This window comes from Prevotella sp. E9-3 (genome assembly GCF_022024015.1).
Lineage (GTDB): Bacteria > Bacteroidota > Bacteroidia > Bacteroidales > Bacteroidaceae > Prevotella.
The window spans coordinates 558,716-574,232 of sequence record NZ_CP091786.1; the positions used below are offsets into that span (position 1 = coordinate 558,716).

Annotated in this window: 16 protein-coding genes; all 16 read left to right on the top strand. The window is 52.3% G+C overall.

Annotation, left to right across the window (positions count from 1 at the left end; genetic code table 11):
* Positions 1-73 precede the first annotated feature (73 nt).
* The 16 genes from L6475_RS02030 (at position 74) to L6475_RS02100 (ending at position 15,515) form a co-directional block, all read left to right on the top strand.
* Positions 74-781 carry a hypothetical protein gene (locus L6475_RS02030; RefSeq protein WP_237822030.1) on the top strand — a complete coding sequence of 236 codons (708 nt, stop codon included), beginning with the start codon at positions 74-76 and terminating at the stop codon, positions 779-781.
* Between the two features lie 9 nt (positions 782-790).
* Positions 791-1,942: a hypothetical protein gene (locus L6475_RS02035; protein WP_237822032.1), complete on the top strand. Its 1,152-nt coding sequence runs from the start codon at positions 791-793 to the stop codon at positions 1,940-1,942.
* On the top strand, positions 1,939-2,139 hold the full coding sequence (locus tag L6475_RS02040) for a hypothetical protein (protein WP_237822034.1): 201 nt from the start codon (positions 1,939-1,941) through the stop codon (positions 2,137-2,139). The genes L6475_RS02035 and L6475_RS02040 overlap by 4 nt, the downstream gene beginning before the upstream one ends.
* On the top strand, positions 2,136-3,221 hold the full coding sequence (locus L6475_RS02045; RefSeq protein ID WP_237822036.1) for a hypothetical protein: 1,086 nt from the start codon (positions 2,136-2,138) through the stop codon (positions 3,219-3,221). Before L6475_RS02040 ends, L6475_RS02045 begins: the two co-directional genes overlap by 4 nt.
* A 3-nt stretch (positions 3,222-3,224) precedes the next feature.
* Complete coding sequence (locus L6475_RS02050) at positions 3,225-4,856, top strand: hypothetical protein (RefSeq protein ID WP_237822037.1); 1,632 nt, start codon at positions 3,225-3,227, stop codon at positions 4,854-4,856.
* 25 nt (positions 4,857-4,881) lie between these two features.
* Entirely contained in the window at positions 4,882-6,300 is a 1,419-nt protein-coding gene (locus tag L6475_RS02055) for a hypothetical protein (RefSeq protein ID WP_237822038.1), read from the top strand.
* Between the two features lie 177 nt (positions 6,301-6,477).
* Complete coding sequence (locus L6475_RS02060) at positions 6,478-6,663, top strand: hypothetical protein (RefSeq protein WP_237822040.1); 186 nt, start codon at positions 6,478-6,480, stop codon at positions 6,661-6,663.
* A 175-nt stretch (positions 6,664-6,838) separates the two neighbouring features.
* Complete coding sequence (locus L6475_RS02065; RefSeq protein WP_237822042.1) at positions 6,839-8,098, top strand: hypothetical protein; 1,260 nt, start codon at positions 6,839-6,841, stop codon at positions 8,096-8,098.
* A 14-nt stretch (positions 8,099-8,112) separates the two neighbouring features.
* Positions 8,113-8,457: a hypothetical protein gene (locus L6475_RS02070; protein ID WP_237822044.1), complete on the top strand. Its 345-nt coding sequence runs from the start codon at positions 8,113-8,115 to the stop codon at positions 8,455-8,457.
* 1 nt (position 8,458) lies between these two features.
* Complete coding sequence (locus tag L6475_RS02075) at positions 8,459-8,857, top strand: hypothetical protein (RefSeq protein ID WP_237822045.1); 399 nt, start codon at positions 8,459-8,461, stop codon at positions 8,855-8,857.
* A gap of 89 nt (positions 8,858-8,946) precedes the next feature.
* A complete protein-coding gene (locus tag L6475_RS02080) occupies positions 8,947-9,246 on the top strand; it encodes a hypothetical protein (RefSeq protein ID WP_237822048.1) in 300 nt (99 codons plus the stop codon).
* Complete coding sequence (locus L6475_RS02085) at positions 9,233-9,877, top strand: N-acetylmuramoyl-L-alanine amidase (protein WP_237822050.1); 645 nt, start codon at positions 9,233-9,235, stop codon at positions 9,875-9,877. Before L6475_RS02080 ends, L6475_RS02085 begins: the two co-directional genes overlap by 14 nt.
* Positions 9,874-10,299 carry a hypothetical protein gene (locus L6475_RS02090; protein WP_237822052.1) on the top strand — a complete coding sequence of 142 codons (426 nt, stop codon included), beginning with the start codon at positions 9,874-9,876 and terminating at the stop codon, positions 10,297-10,299. Before L6475_RS02085 ends, L6475_RS02090 begins: the two co-directional genes overlap by 4 nt.
* Before the next feature lie 132 nt (positions 10,300-10,431).
* Positions 10,432-10,614, top strand: coding sequence for a type II toxin-antitoxin system HicA family toxin (locus L6475_RS14535; RefSeq protein WP_370641627.1), 183 nt, complete (start codon positions 10,432-10,434; stop codon positions 10,612-10,614).
* Between the two features lie 85 nt (positions 10,615-10,699).
* Positions 10,700-11,101 carry a pilus assembly protein HicB gene (locus L6475_RS02095; RefSeq protein ID WP_237822055.1) on the top strand — a complete coding sequence of 134 codons (402 nt, stop codon included), beginning with the start codon at positions 10,700-10,702 and terminating at the stop codon, positions 11,099-11,101.
* A 235-nt stretch (positions 11,102-11,336) separates the two neighbouring features.
* Positions 11,337-15,515, top strand: a complete 4,179-nt coding sequence (locus L6475_RS02100) for a phage tail tape measure protein (protein WP_237822057.1) — start codon at positions 11,337-11,339, stop codon at positions 15,513-15,515.
* Positions 15,516-15,517: the final 2 nt, after the last annotated feature.

Below are 15,517 nucleotides of genomic sequence, written 5' to 3' on the forward strand. Positions count from 1 at the left end.
CCAGATAGACCCCGACCGCCAGCAGGTGTTCTTCATCTCGTCGGAGGACGGGCGGTTCCTGTTCCTCCAGGGCGTGACAAAGCCTATCCTTGACGATGGCAACTACTCGGCCTTCGTCGGCCTGCCACCCGACCTCGACTGTCTGAGGAACCTGCCCATCAACAAAAGGCAGCCGTATATCTATGCCCGTGGTCTGATAGTCCAGGACATCATCCGCGTGGACTACCAAGGCAATCCACAATATACGGCCCGCGACCGTGGACAGTGGGATGCCACGACGCAGTATCTCTACGGCTACGATGAAGAGGCACAAGGCTTCTTTGCCGACCGTGTGTGGTGGGGCGGCTGTCTGTGGCAGGCAGCGGTAGAGAATCCCACCGTGGGCAGGGAGCCACGCTACAACAATCCCGACTGGGCATGCCTGCTGGGCGGCAAGAATATGTCGCTGGAGATAGTGAGCACGGCGGGCGACCAATTCCCGGCAGGGAAGGCGTGGCAGACAACGCTCATCGCTTCGCTATGGAATGCGGAGATGCAGATCAGCGACACGGAGATAGGCTGGGACAATATCAGTTGGCAGCGCATCAGCCCGGACAGCGAGGGCGACACGGCATGGAACATCACCCACGCGCAGGGCACCTTGGGCTTCACGCTACCGCTCGACTCGACGGTGGACTATCCCGGAGCGTGGGAGGCAGGTGCTCAGGTGAGCTTCCGATGCGATGTCTTTCTGCCTGAGCAGAACGACACCTTCAGTGCCATGTATTCGATTCTAATGTAATATTGAGATATGAGGATAAAACAAAATCAAGGCCGCGTGGTGCATGCACCACTGAGTTTCATCTTCCAGATTGTGGAGATGGGCGGCTCGCTGCTGCAGAAATACGATGCGTCGTCGCAGTCGTTCATTCCGGACAGACGGCTGACTCCCTTCGTGCTGCAGCCGCAGTTGATCATCAGCGACCCCGACGGCACGGTGGCCACTGCCGACTATGTAACACAGATGGTCAACGTGACATGGACGCTGAAGCATATAGCCGGTGGTATCATTTCCATACTGCCTGCCACATCGGGCAGCACCACCTACTATGATGTTAATGCCGTGACCAAAAAGCTGACACTCTACCGTAACACCCTGCCTCAGGAAGTAGTGAAAATTGCCTTCCACGGTGAATACGTAGACAAACGACGCAACGAGGTGTTAAAGTTCGACTGGGAGAAAGACTGCGTGACGGAGACACAGACCGACTTGAACATTACCCTCGATGCCGGCAGGTGGCGCGGCATGGTGCGCCTGGTGCCGATGCGCCACTGGGGGCAGTTCGGCATTCCCGTGCAGCTGAAGAACGGTCCCGATGACATTCCCGATGCCAGGGCCTCGTACCAGTGGCAGTGGTGGAACCCCACGACCAGAGCCTTCAGCGAGGACTTCAGTGAGCAGGCCTGGCTGGTGAACGGTGAGCAGACGAAAGAGATCATCGTTGACCAAGAATTTATTCAGGATGTGACGCTGAGGGTGAAGGCCATCGCCTACGGCAATGCCAATACGGCCAAGTATTTCGTAACTCGCCTGAAGCGGTGGTACGGACAGTTCGACTACGACGTGGAGTTCCTGCGTGGCAAGTACATCTTCCATGACACGGCAACGGTGGTGCTCAACGCATGGGTGGCCAATGCCAGAGGCATCATCAGCAACCCCTGCAAGTACTTCGATATGGAACTCTTCTTTGCCTCCGGCGACGGCGAGTTCGAGAGCATTGGCTACGGGGAGGAAGCCATCGTCAACAAAGGAGGCCTGCAGAGCGGACAGCCGCAGGCGGGTATCCTCTGCCGCGAACTGAGTGCCTACCGTGCGCTCTGCGATGACAGCGGCAAGCCGGTGACGATGGACGATGGCACCGTGATATTCATTCAGATTCCTACAAAATCAAGAGAGGTATGAAAGCAATACAGTATTATGTGGTGAGTCACGACGATGCGCTGCGTCTGGGCGTGACGGGGTTCCGGCAGGGAACGGAGAAAGACGGATACCTGGTGCATTCAGGCGACTTCGCCTGTGCCACGGCAGACTTCCTGGAGCGGGCTATCCCCGTGAATGAAAAAGAAGCGTTGGATTTTATTAAAACACTGAAGAAATGAATAATAACGTATCGAAAATCAAGACCCTGTACGCCTATGAGGACGGCGACACCATCACACCGAGAATGGGTGTGCAGATAGCCACAGGCCACGGCCTGCAGCAGTTCTACGACGCTCAGACGAGAGTCGTGTCGAATACCAACTTCGGCAGTTTCCCGGCAACGCTCTTCCCACAGCCGTACTCCGGCAAGGCAGGTGCGGTGGTCGTACCTGCTGCCGGTGGCCAGTGGTACTTCAACAATATCGCCGACAACAACGGCATCCTCGATGCTGATGGTACGGTGAAGGCTGCCTTTGCCGATCGTTTCGAGCTAACTGAAGTGACTATGAACGGCAAGAATTTCCCCGGACTGAAGATAAAAGCCAACCTGGTAACACCTCAGAACGACATCACTACCGATATCTATATCTACTATCAGGGAACGTATGCAGGCAAACCGTTTGTCTGCGAGCAGATGATCCCTGTACAGCCGGTAGTCGGCAATGCCTACCAGCTGCTGATGTCGGTGACCGGTGCCGACGGTTCCGGCGACGAGGTAATCTCAGATGACCAGGAGTCGCTGACCTACACGGCCATGCTCCAGATGATGTCAACAGGTGCATCCATTAATGATGCCGTGATTACCTTTGAGCATTTCGGTGCCAACGGCTGGGAGGCTGTAGCCAACCAGACAGGCGTGACGGTCATCAACGGCAACAGCCTCACGCTCTACCAGGCTGCCGTGGACGGCTCGGAACTGTTCCGCGCCAAGGCAGTCTATCTCGGCAAGACGTACTATGCCACGATGAACCCCACCGACGAGCATGACCCTTACTACATCGTCGACGGATGCTCGATTGCCGGTGACACGGTGAAACCGGGGGAGGTCGTGACCTTCAACCCGAAGGTGTACAAACGCCATAACGGCGTGGGTGAGGAAGATGAGGACGTGACCACCTCTGAAGGGTGGACGTTCACCTACACTTTGGTGTCACAGAGAACAGGCGAGGTAATTACCGGCATCAACCAGACTGGTATCAACCATTCAACACTGACGCAGTATGGCGGCATCGCCACACGCATACAAGCAAGCAGACCGTAAGAAATGTTCCTTTCAAAGATAAAGAACCTGCTGCCCGCTCCAGAAGACGGCCTTTCGGAAGCGTCGGCAGTATTCTCACCGCCTGTCATCTGGGTGGAAGCTGATGAACACGGGGTCTGTACTGTTGACCAAACATGGAATGTTGATGCAACGATGATGCTCAACGGAGTGGATATTGGCAAGGGCGAAACTATTATTGTTTCTGCACCGTCAGGTGTCAATGCCTTTTTCTACAAGGGCACTATTGCCGTGATTGTCCAAGCCGCAACACCTGCTTATTCGTATGTGGGCGAGATAAAGGTGAGGATGACATCGACATATCAAGAAAAGCGGTATAGTGTGATCAAATCCATTCCTGTCCAAGACAAGAGAAAAGGTGCAGATGGCGATTCTATTCCAGGTGACGACGGGGTGTCCTACGAAATCGTTCCCAGCGAGAACATACTGATCGCTGACTACAACGGCAACGTCCAGACGGGCGCCATCACGACTGAAGTTTACAGAAGTGTCGGCAAGCAAAGGGCTTTACTGCCTCTTGGCAGCACACAGACGGATGGGCTGTACCACTGGATTCAGTACCGCAGGGATGATGGCCAATGGTATATGGCATCGATTGGAACGGTTGCTGCTGCCGCTGTAAGGTTGACGGTGAGCAAGCTGGAACTTCGTCTGGTCTGCTCGGCAACTTGGGGCAGCACCACACCGACAGTACTAAAGACTTACCCTGCTCTGAAGGTGGTGAAACACGGCACACCTGGTGGCACTGGTAAGACAGGGCCGTGGTGGATGCCGCAGGGGTCCTGGGACAGCACTGTGGCCTACGAGAGAACAGACGATGTGATTCCAGTAGTGGAACACAACGGCGAATACTGGTACATCGCAACACCCAATACTATTGTTGACGGAGTGGAACCGACGGCAGGCAGCACAGAATGGAAAAAGGCAGACCGCTTTCAGGTGGTGTTTATGGAAGCGCTCTTTGCAGCCTTCGCCAAACTGGGGGCTGCCATCATGAACGGCGACTGGATGATGTCGCAATATGGTACGCTCAACGGTGGAGTATCTAACAACTACCGGCTGTTCGATGCATCAGACCCGGAAGGGATGGTAGCAGGACACTTCTGTCCAAACTGGGCCGTAAACCTGCTCAACGGCAAGGGCTACATGAACGAGGCTGTGGTGAGGGGTGTACTGAAGGTGCGTGCTATCTATACCATCATAGGGTTACTGAAGACGGAGAACGGAGTACAGATGATCGACCTTGAGAGCAGTCCCGGCAATGCCTATGTCATTCCTGGGAATACGGCAGTATATCTGCCGGATCCAACGGAATACGAGGGTCTGACATTGACTATCCTTTTCAGGGCTGGTGGTATTCTTACCTGTAGCAGTGGCATATATACGGCTTACTACACAGGCACGACATCCGTGCAGGAGAACGGTATGTCGGTAACCGTATTCCATTCCACAGAGAGCCTTGCCGTGCTGACGATTCAGGCCATTAAGGCCTACGGTCCGAACAGCGAAGTCAGATGGGTGGTGGTAGGACAGCGGGGATTGCTGGGTATCAGGGCCTCGGTGTCGAGTACCGCAGACCAGTACCAACTGCTTCCGGATGGGCGACTGCTGATTTGATGTTTAACTCCAATATATTGCAATTATGGAAAAGACAAAAATGAAAGATCTTGAAGGCCTGAACGTAGGTGCGAACACCTATGTCGTGGGCTATGACACAAAGGCTGGGAAGACCGGCCTGATTGCCGTGTCGCAAATCAGCGGCAACCTCCCATGGTTCGGCCGCAAGTGGGCTAAGGGTAACTCGTCGCCCGTCGGCTCACCCGTCGGTGACTTCGACCTGGGACAGACTCTGGCCAAGCAACTGGGACTGGGTGGCTACCTCGTTACAGATGCCCACCAGCGCACGAAACTGTCACCAACGAACCACAACCTGCTCGAGAGCGGTGGTGCTGCCGACCTCACGGGTGGTGCCGGACACTACCAATGGGGCTGGAACGTGCCGTTCTACTACCAGGTCTATGACGACGACCACTATTTCTACGAGACGGTGTCGCTCGGTGGCCCGCGTCCGGGCTTCTGGAACTACTACATTCCTATCGGTAGCCGTTCCTGTGCCGGCTATGCTGCCATGGACCGCACCAACTCCAAACTGATGAGCGTAGTCAACGAGACGGCGCAGTTCCGCGGCGGCAACAACGACGCTTCGCTCGATGCTGCCTTCAACTCGCAGTTGTGCATGCCGGCCACGAACATGGCCATCACTGCCTTCCGCACGGCAGCGCGTAAGAACGGCACGCTGTGGTTTGCCAACGAGCGCGTCATGCAGTATATAACCGCTGCCCTAAAGCGCATCATCTTCGGCAACCGCAACATTCAGGCTGCGTTCAATGACACGCTGGATGCTAACGGACTGCGACAGGGTGGTACAGGATCAGGCATCGATATGCCTACTGCTTGGGAAAGCGCGTGGAAGTATTACCCCTACGTCAAATTGAACGTTGGCATTGACCAGGGCGACTTCACTGGCATCCTCAGCACAACAATCAACGACAATGGAACACAGAAGACCATTGGCAACATTCCTTCATTCTACGGACTGAAGAATGATTACAAGTATCTCACAGCAATGAGCGAGAACATGTTGCTTCAGTGCAATCCGGACAAATCGCAGACGCTCTATGTAAGCGACAACATTGACGGCTCACAGATGAACCTTTCAAGCGTCGCAGGTCTGACACAGATTGGCAAAGGGCCGGTCGCTTCATCTGCCGGATGGCTGCACGCGAAGGAATACACGCTGAAGAACCTGGCATTCTTCCCGAAGGAAGAGCTGGGCGGCAGCTCCAGCACATTCTACTGCGACGGCTATTACAATCCAGCCGCCACAAGCGGTTTGCGTGGTGCCGTATTGCTGGGCGATGCTAGCAGTGCTGGCAATGCGGGCTCGTTGTACCTCGGTGGTAGCCATGCCCCCTCGGGTGCCACTGCGGACTGGGCCGCGTTCCTCTGCGAATACGCAGAGGCGTTCACGACGCAACCAGTGTGGTGCGTGGAAAACTGAGCAGGCAAAGGGGGCGCAGCAAGCGCGGAGCGCAAAGAACACCAGCGCGATAGCGCCCCCGCCCGATAGGGCGGTCGATACCGCGAAGCCGGTCGATTAAAAAAAACAGGCAATAATTATTAAATTAATGATTAAATTCGCTCTTTGACTTGCTGAAACAAAATAAATGTAGTACCTTTGCACTCGCTTTCCAAAGCGAAAGCCGGTAGAACTCTCAAGCGCGGTTTGCGTGGTGCCAAATTGCTGGGCAATGCTAACAATGCTGACAATGCGGGCTCGTTGTACCTCAATGGTAACAATGCCCCCTCGGATGCCAATGCGAACTGGGCCGCGTTCCTCAACAAAGCCGAATATCCTGTATAAGGGAGTGAGCCGGACCCAATGGTCGAACATAGCTGAGATGATAGCGAGCCTCGTAGCCCCATGGGCGAGCGACATACCTGTCGGGAGGTATTTGCAGACTCCCACCAGAAACACACAAGACACCGCCAAGATCCCGCCAAGACACCTTATTTTGTAACCGCAAAGAACCCGTCCTATGCGTAGAATACGCGACAATGGGGAGAATGAGTCATTGGCCAATGCTTACAAGGCCTACGACAATTACTCCGACCAGAAGCATTCCCGTGACTACGTTCAGGCCTTCGATGCCGACCTGCAGCACAACCTCGAAGAGATTGTGAAACAGATTGCCGATGAATCCTGGCAGCCGAAAGGCTACAAGAAGAAGATCATCTTTGAGAGGAAACAAAGGCAACTGGCTAAGGCTCCCATCGAAGACCACGTGCTCGAGAGTGCGACAATACTGCCATACGAGAAAGCCATCTATGACTACTCGACGTGGAGAGCTCCAGCAGTAAAGCCTGGATTGGGGACACACGGCCTGTTTAGATTCCTTCGTAATGATTTGTACGCTCATACGCAGGAAGAAATGAGGTACTTTGTTCCCATCGATGCGCACCACTATTTTCCCTTGATGGACCACGCCATCCTGAAAGAAGAACTTGCAAGGTTGATAAAACCTGGCAAACTGCTTACTTTTTGTTATAAGGTGGTTGACAGCTATATCCAGGGAATCCCGCTTGGCATCAAAATAGCACAGCTCTTCGGACAGATTTATCTGGCGCGTTTCGACCGTCTGGCCATGCGTTTTTTTGACATTGGGAAAGATCCCGACAAGCTGGCGTACTGGACCCAAAGATATGTTACAGACAGAATTTGTACGGCAACGGAAGCTGATTACAAAGAACTCTGTCTAGGGCCAGGCTACCTATCACGAAAATTCCAGAATTATGTTGAAGACGGGGTGAGACATTACTTCCGGTTCGTCGATAATATCCTTTTCATACATGCCGATAAAACAGCTTTGCACATCATACTCGAACTGGCCATCATGCACCTGTCTCGCGACTGGCACGTGACAGTCAACAGAGACTATAACGTGAGGCAAGGATGGGAGGGCATCCGCATATGTGGAAACGTTTTCTTCCACGAGAAGGTGTCTACCAGCAAGCGCAACAAGAAAGAATTGGCAAAAAGGGTGTGCCGACTGAGGAAGAAGGGCTTTGACGAAGAGCAGATAAGGGTGAAACTGGCTTCTCGCTTCGGATATGTGAAACACGCAAACAGTATTCATTTATTTAAGACATTAGGTATGGAAAAATCCCTTGGTAAGATCATCAAGAACCGCCGTGTCAGACCACCGTTCCCAGGCATGACCGGCAACCAGAAAGTCAAATTCTCTTCCATTGTTAACATAAGTGAAAATGGGGGGGGGGTAAAATTAAAATTTTGCTAATTGACTACAAGGTAATGGACTCCAAAATCGACAAAGACACCGTTTTAGTACAGGTGGAGAACTCGGAGGGTGGACAGCAGATGGTAGAGAAAAGCAAACCGAACAAAGCCCTGGCGATACGCTTCAAGCGCATACTCAGGACTTCTGAGGTAGGTGGTGAGGAGATATACACCTTCGAGAAGAAGAAAGACGATGAAGGCAATCCTACAACGGAGGATGCCGAGTTCTACAGCTTTACAGGGTCGAAGATTCTCATCGACCAGGCCATCAATGATTTTACGATTGAAGACCTTCCATGTCCTACTGTCGTTCAGCAGTACAAGGCGAAGAACGGTCAGACATTCGTAAAATTCACATAATATGAACAGAACAGTCTATCAGGAGCGTCGCACGTATCAGAGATACGATGAAACGCACATCATCGGTTACCTCAATGAAGAGGAACTGGAGAACTACATCCCCAGTGACAACACTGGCAGTGAGGATGACGAGGAGCCGGAGCCGTGGCCCAAAGCCTACGCCTATACCGGCAGCGAGACCGACGGCGGCACCGTCATGGAGTGCTGCCGTCAGGATGACTACGGCGAGATTGCCAACGCCATCATCCGCACGCGCTATACGGAGAGTCAGGAACTGGCTATCCAGCGCCATGCCCTCAATGGCGATTACGAAGAGGCACCGCAGGAGTACGAACAGTACAACGCCTGGTGCCAGTATGCCGTGCAGACTGCCAAGATGTGGATAGCAGCACGTAACTAAGCAGATTCAAACCTGCCTAAAATATAAGCCTCGGTCGACGAATCGGCCGGGGCTTCTGTATTTTCACACCTGCGCTCCTGTGCGTACCTTTGCTGAAAACTTCAAAGTTACGCATTATGAAACAGAATACAAAGGACTGGATTCACTATGTGTCGGCCATCGTACTGATAGCGAGTGCCGTCACGCTGGCCTTCCTCTCGTTCCTGCTCACCAGGGACATCGGTGCCGGACCGCTGACCTACATCGGCGAGGCTCTTTCGGCTGCGCTGGGCATCTTCGGGTTCGGCATCTACATCGTCAACAAAATGGGGGATTTCAAGACGGAAATCCGCAATGAACTCTCCAGGATAAAAGACGAGGAAAGGAGGGGGAGAGATGGACAAGAATAGCGTGGTCACCATCTTAGGCACACCACACCGTCTGCGTGAGGCCGTCAAACAGTCGCCCGACGGCAGGCTGCACGAGTGCATCTATGGCCGAGAGATCGTAAAGGAGATAGCGGTAAAGCTGCAGGCGATGGGCTACCACGTCATGATTGACTTCGAACCACTAGACCTGCCACGCAACATGCAGTCGCAGAGTCCGAAGGTGGAGCGGCAGCGCGAGCTGGCGCTGCGCGTGAACTTCGTCAATGAGGTGTGCAGACAGGAGGGAGCGAAGAACGTTGTCTATGTCAGCATTCATGTCGATGCTTCGGGCGATGACGGGAAATGGCACGACCCCAACGGGTGGAGCGTGCGCGTCTCGACGAATGCTTCCATACAGAGCAAGCGGCTTGCCAACTGCCTCTTTGACGCTGCCAAGGCGCACGGCCTCAGGATGCGACAGCCCATGGCACAGCAGAAGTTCTGGCCACAGAACCTCTACGTGCTGAACAACACGCAGTGCCCGGCTGTCCTGACAGAGAATCTCTTCCAGGACAATCTGGACGACGTGGACTTCCTGCTGAGCGATGAAGGCCGTCACGTCATAGAGCGGCTGCATATTGAAGGTATCATCAAATACATTGAGAGCTTATGAAACAATGGCAAATCATCACTTTCTGGGTGGCATGGATGATAATCTTCCTAATGCTGTCTTCCTGCACCACTACACGCTATATAGAGGTGCCGAAAGTGAGAGAGGTGGTCGCCCATCAGCGTGACACACTCACGATGCGCGACTCTGTCTATGTGCATGACAGCATCATGGTTTCGCTCAAAGGCGACACCGTGATGGTGGAGAAGTTCAACATCGTCTATCGTGACCGCTGGCGCGAACGAGTGCGCATTGACTCGTTCATCCAGCACGATACCATCACCGTAATCAAGGAGGTGCAGAAACCTCCCAATGCCTGGCAGCAGACAAAGATGCGGTTTGGCAGCATACTGATTTGGATATTGATCGCCACAGTTTCTTTTGTTGTAACCAGAATACTCATAGTCCTGTGCAAGAGGGGTTGAAACTAAGGTTTCAGCCCCTTTAAATGTTAAAAATGCAACTATATAACAAAAAAGTTACTTAAAAATTTGGCCGTTTATAACTTTTTTGTTACTTTTGCATCGTCCAATAAGGACAAAGAGATCTTAAACATTATGAAAACATCCGAGTTATTAAACATCCTGAGAGACAACGACTGTTTCTTGGAAAAACACGGAGGTCGGCACGACAAATGGAGGAACCGCAAGACAGGCGAATTCGAATGGGTGCCGAGGCACGCTGCAGAAGTTCATAAGGGACTTGCGCAGAAAATCTTGAAAAAGTTGGTCGGGGAATAACCCCGGCCACTTTAAAAAGACCAAGGTGCCGTTTCACATGAGAGAGGTCTCTTTTTATCGAGAATCTAAAAAAAATGTCGATGATATGAAAAAGGTAATTGTAACAATCGCGCAGGCTGAAGACGGCACCTTCTGGTGTCATACTGAGCAAGACGTGTACGGTGGAGGTCTGAATGGAGCAGGTAGTACCGTAAAGGATGCAAAAGACGACTTGATGCTATGCTTGGAAGATGCAAAGGCAGACTTCGTTGAAAATGGCGGGAAACCTTACGAAGTGGAGTTTTGTTACCAGTACGACCTTCAATCGTTCTTCGAATATTTCTCTTTCCTGAACGTGACAGAGATAGCAAAACGTGCAGGCATCAATCCTTCTTTGATGCGACAGTATACTAGAGGCATCAAGAATGCCGGAGAAAAGACCTACAGCCGTCTGGCTGAATGTATGGGTAATATCACTAAGGAACTAAGTGCCGCATCCTTCCGTTAGGTGGTACCGGCAATGTTTTCAATAATATTAAGATCATTTCAATCCCCCCTGTGCGGGAGCATCGGGGGAGTTTTTAAAAAGAAAGGAGTATTGGCATGTTTATAATACTGATTTGGATACTCATTATTTGGTTCATCGTGGTCGCTATAGGAACGATGAGCGGTAACTGAGTGTATTTTCGTGAAAAATACCAAGGCGGTATATTTGCATAAAAAACAAATATACCGCTTTAATTATGGCATCACGTGAAGAGAAGTTTACTGCGACCATTGAAATCAACTCGCAACAGGCAAAGAGTCGGCTGAACGAGCTAAAGAAGGACGTGGATGACTTGAAGAAAGAGCAGAGAAAGGCCCTGGCCGAGAACACTACCGAAGGCAAGAAAAGAGCACAACAGCTTCAGAAGGAGATTGACCTGAAGAACAAACTGTACCGGCAGGAAGAGAAACACGTCATGGGACTCAACGCTGCCATGCAAAGCCTTTCAGGGAAGACATACAAAGACATGCAGCAGGAAGTGCGTGCCCTTAACAAACTGATGCGGGACGGGACTATTGAAAAGAATTCTGAAGAGTGGGCTGCACTGGCCGAACGCGTCAAGGCCGTCAAACGCGAGATGAAGGAATATGAGCAGGCTGTCACGGACATGCCGAGGAAACTCTCGCTATGGGAAAAAGCCACAAACTTCCTCAACAAGAACTGGGGAGCGCTGACACAAATCATCGGGGCGGCAACAGGCCTCTCGATGACCATCCGAAAGGTGACCTCTGACTACGCGGAAATGGAGCAGGAGATGGCAAACGTGCGCAAATACACGGGGCAGTCCATGGGGGAAGTGGAGCGCATGAACGAGGACTTCAAGAAAATGGACACGCGTACAAGCCGTGAACAGCTGAACCAACTGGCAGGCGCTGCGGGTCGTCTGGGTATCACATCGACGGAGGCTGTTGAGGAATTCGTCGATGCGGCGGACAAGATTGACGTGGCGCTTGGTGACGATCTCGGTGACGGCGCCGTCGACCAGATAGGCAAACTGGCCATGGCTTTCGGCGAGGACGAGCGTATGGGATTGCGCGGTGCCATGCTGGCCACTGGTTCTGCCATCAACGAGCTGGCACAGAACAGCAGTGCTCAGGCTGGTTATCTGGTCGATTTCACGGCTCGGGTGGCTGGATTCGGCAAGCAGCTGGGGCTTACGCAGGCGCAGATCATGGGATTCGGTGCCGTGATGGACGAGAACCTTCTTCGCGATGAGATGGCCAGCACTGCCTTCGGTAACATGCTTACCAAGATGCAGACTGACACGGCTAAGTTCGCGAAAATAGCGGGAAAAGACATTAAAGAATTTTCAGATCTCATTAAGAACGACGCTAACCAGGCCGTCTTGACGCTGGCAGAAAACTTGCGTAGGCAGGATTCACAGACAATGATGAAAATGCTTGACGACATGGGACTCGACGGAGCTCGCGCTGTCGGTGTGCTGTCTACACTCGCCGATAAAATAGATGATGTGCGCGACAGACAACGCATTGCCAATGACGCATATGCTGAGGGCACGAGTGTCATCAAAGAGTTCGGCATTCAGAACAATACCGTGCAGGCTGGCATTGACAAGGCTAAGAAGCGATTCTTGGACTTGTCAATAGAGCTGGGAGAAAAGTTGCTCCCGATAGTGAAATACACCATCAGCAGCACCTCACTGCTTATTAAAGGACTGAATGCACTGATGAATTTCGTGTCGAGGCATAAAATTCTGATTGTCGCCCTTTCGGCAGAAATCGCCATACTCAATGCCAAGCGGCTTTATGGTATAGGGCTTGCAAAAAAGGAGGTTCTTTGGAACAGCCGGGTAGCACAGTCCATAAAATCCATAGGTACGGCTATCAAAGCCAACCCATGGGGAATTGGAATCACGGCTATTACGGCATTCGTCGCACTCCTGGTGGAAGCCGCGTCGCGCACAGCGCAGAACACAAAAGAAGTGACAGCGCTCGTAAAAGCCCACAAGAAAGCTACGGAAGAATACGATACAGAGAGAAGCAAAATAGAAATGCTGAACAATCAGGTACACAACAACAGCCTATCATACGACAAGAGGAAAGAAGCCCTCGACGCTTTGAAGGAGATTGTACCTGACTATCTGGCTGACCTTGATAAAGAAAAAGGACTCATCAATGACAATACAGAAGCACTGACAGACTACCTTTCTCAATTAGAGAAAAGTATCAAGATGAAAGCTGCCCAGGAGGAACTGGAAGAGGCTTATAGAAAAAAACGTAGTTTGAAACGACAGGAAAAGAATCTCAACCAAGAACTTGGTGATGCAAACCTTAGCCTTGCCGCAGCTCAGTTCTCTGCTTCGACGCAGGCAAACAGGTTAGGCACTTCAGGTATGAGGAACCTTTCCAAGGGCATGGACTTGGCGACAAAAAATGCCCAAGCAAGAGTGAACAGTGTCAAAGGACAGTTGGATGACGTCCACAAACAACTTCAGCAGACAGAGGGCGATATAACAGAGCTTAATGATGAGATAACAACCACTTCTGCCGAACTAAGCAAGATGAAGAGAACAAAATCTGGAGGTGAAAGTGAAGAAGGAAATTCCGCAGGAGGATACAAAACTGAAGCTGAACTGAAAAAGGAAGAAGCGGAACGGAAAAAAAAGGATGCAGAAAAGAAAAAATACCTCAAAGACCAAGCAGACGCGGCCAAGGCTTCGCTGCAAGAGCAGCTCGCTTTTGAGATGCTGGCTTACCGCCAAGGCACCACAACCTACACCGACTACATGGAGAAGAAACACAACCTCACACAGAACTACTACGACCAGCTGAAACGTATCTATGGCGAGGATTCCAAAGAATACAAGAAAGCTCTCCTGCAGCAGGAACGCGACGAGTCGGAATACAACCAGTGGCGCATCAAACAGAAAGATGACCGGCTACTCCAGGATAAATATCTGAGAGACCACAACATCAGGATGCAGTATGCTCAGCAGGGTATCAGAGACGAAGAGGCGCTGAACGAGGCACTTCTTAGAAGTGATATTGCCTATCTGAAACAGAAGCAGAACCTGTACCAGAAAGGCTCTAAGGAATGGCTGGAGATTGAGCAGCAGATTCAGCAGAAGAACCGCCAGCACCAGTTTGAACTCGAGCAGAGCTGGATGCAGCGGCTTTCCCAGTACCGGCAGGAAGCCGGACTGATGGACTTCAACCGCCTGCAGGACATAGAACTGAAAGGCGTGGAGACCTTCTATGGCGCTCTTGTCAGGACAGGACGCATGACACAGGCCGAATATGACGCTATCGTTGAGCACATCAAGCGAAGGTATGCAGAACTGTCGGCCAGCCAGACTGCCGACAATAGTATTCAGGAGAAGGCCGCTGCTGCCCTCGACACGGCAGCAAAGAAAGCAGGAGTCGAACAGACGGCAGCACCCAGTGATGCTGCCACCGGCATCTTCAGTGTGAAGCAGGCCGTGAACCAGCAGAAACTCATTAACGAGCAACTGAAGCTGCTCTATGGTGAGGACTACGAGAATAACCGCGAGTACCAGGAGGCCAAGCGGCAGTTGGACGCCCAGACGATGCAGACCATCGTGGCAGGCTCACAGGCAGCCTATAGCACCATCAATTCTCTGATGTCTGCCGCATCGTCCTATGCTCAGGCCTGCAGCGATGCAGAGGTGGCCAGGATCAACAAGAACTACGAGGAGCAGATTGCTGCTGCAGGGAACAACTCAAAGAAACGTGCCAAGCTGGAGAAAGAGCGTGACAAGGAAATAGCCAAGGCAAAGACCGCTGCCAACGAGAAAGCCATGAAGATTGAGTTGGCTCAGGCTATTGCCCAGAGTGCACTCGGTGCCATCAGTGCCTACAGCAGCACGATGGCAGGTGCTCCTTATCCTGCCAACCTGGTACTGGCTCCTATCTCGGCGGCTATTGCGCTCGCTGCCGGTGCGTTGCAGATAGCCACCATCAAGAAGCAGCATGAGGCAGAGGCCCTCGGATATTACGAGGGTGGCTTCACCGGCGGATCACAATATAGGAAAGAGGCCGGCGTGGTACATGAAGGGGAGTTCGTAGCCAACCACCAGGCAGTGAACAACCGACAACTCATGCCAGTGTTCACGCTGCTCGATCAGGCGCAGCGCAACAACCGTGTCGGCTCTCTCCGGGCAGAAGACGTGACCAACGTGATGGGTGGCCCTGCTGCCGTCAATGTGGCGGCTCCCATCGTGAACGTGCAGAACGACAGCGAGGAACTGCGCGACGCTTTGGACGCTCATCGGGAGGCCACAGAGATGCTTATCCGCAGGATTGAGGAAGGCATTCCGGCATATTCCGTGATAGACGGCCCCGACGGGACATACCACAACCTGAAGAAATATGAACGACTTATTAGCAAGAAATAGCC

Coding starts and splice junctions, on each gene's coding strand:
- L6475_RS14535 (WP_370641627.1), top strand. CDS start 10,432: ATGAAAACATCCGAGTTATTAAACATCCTGAGAGACAACGACTGTTTC.
- L6475_RS02085 (WP_237822050.1), top strand. CDS start 9,233: ATGGACAAGAATAGCGTGGTCACCATCTTAGGCACACCACACCGTCTG.
- L6475_RS02070 (WP_237822044.1), top strand. CDS start 8,113: ATGGACTCCAAAATCGACAAAGACACCGTTTTAGTACAGGTGGAGAAC.
- L6475_RS02095 (WP_237822055.1), top strand. CDS start 10,700: ATGAAAAAGGTAATTGTAACAATCGCGCAGGCTGAAGACGGCACCTTC.
- L6475_RS02075 (WP_237822045.1), top strand. CDS start 8,459: ATGAACAGAACAGTCTATCAGGAGCGTCGCACGTATCAGAGATACGAT.
- L6475_RS02055 (WP_237822038.1), top strand. CDS start 4,882: ATGGAAAAGACAAAAATGAAAGATCTTGAAGGCCTGAACGTAGGTGCG.
- L6475_RS02090 (WP_237822052.1), top strand. CDS start 9,874: ATGAAACAATGGCAAATCATCACTTTCTGGGTGGCATGGATGATAATC.
- L6475_RS02100 (WP_237822057.1), top strand. CDS start 11,337: ATGGCATCACGTGAAGAGAAGTTTACTGCGACCATTGAAATCAACTCG.
- L6475_RS02050 (WP_237822037.1), top strand. CDS start 3,225: ATGTTCCTTTCAAAGATAAAGAACCTGCTGCCCGCTCCAGAAGACGGC.
- L6475_RS02035 (WP_237822032.1), top strand. CDS start 791: ATGAGGATAAAACAAAATCAAGGCCGCGTGGTGCATGCACCACTGAGT.
- L6475_RS02045 (WP_237822036.1), top strand. CDS start 2,136: ATGAATAATAACGTATCGAAAATCAAGACCCTGTACGCCTATGAGGAC.
- L6475_RS02040 (WP_237822034.1), top strand. CDS start 1,939: ATGAAAGCAATACAGTATTATGTGGTGAGTCACGACGATGCGCTGCGT.
- L6475_RS02065 (WP_237822042.1), top strand. CDS start 6,839: ATGCGTAGAATACGCGACAATGGGGAGAATGAGTCATTGGCCAATGCT.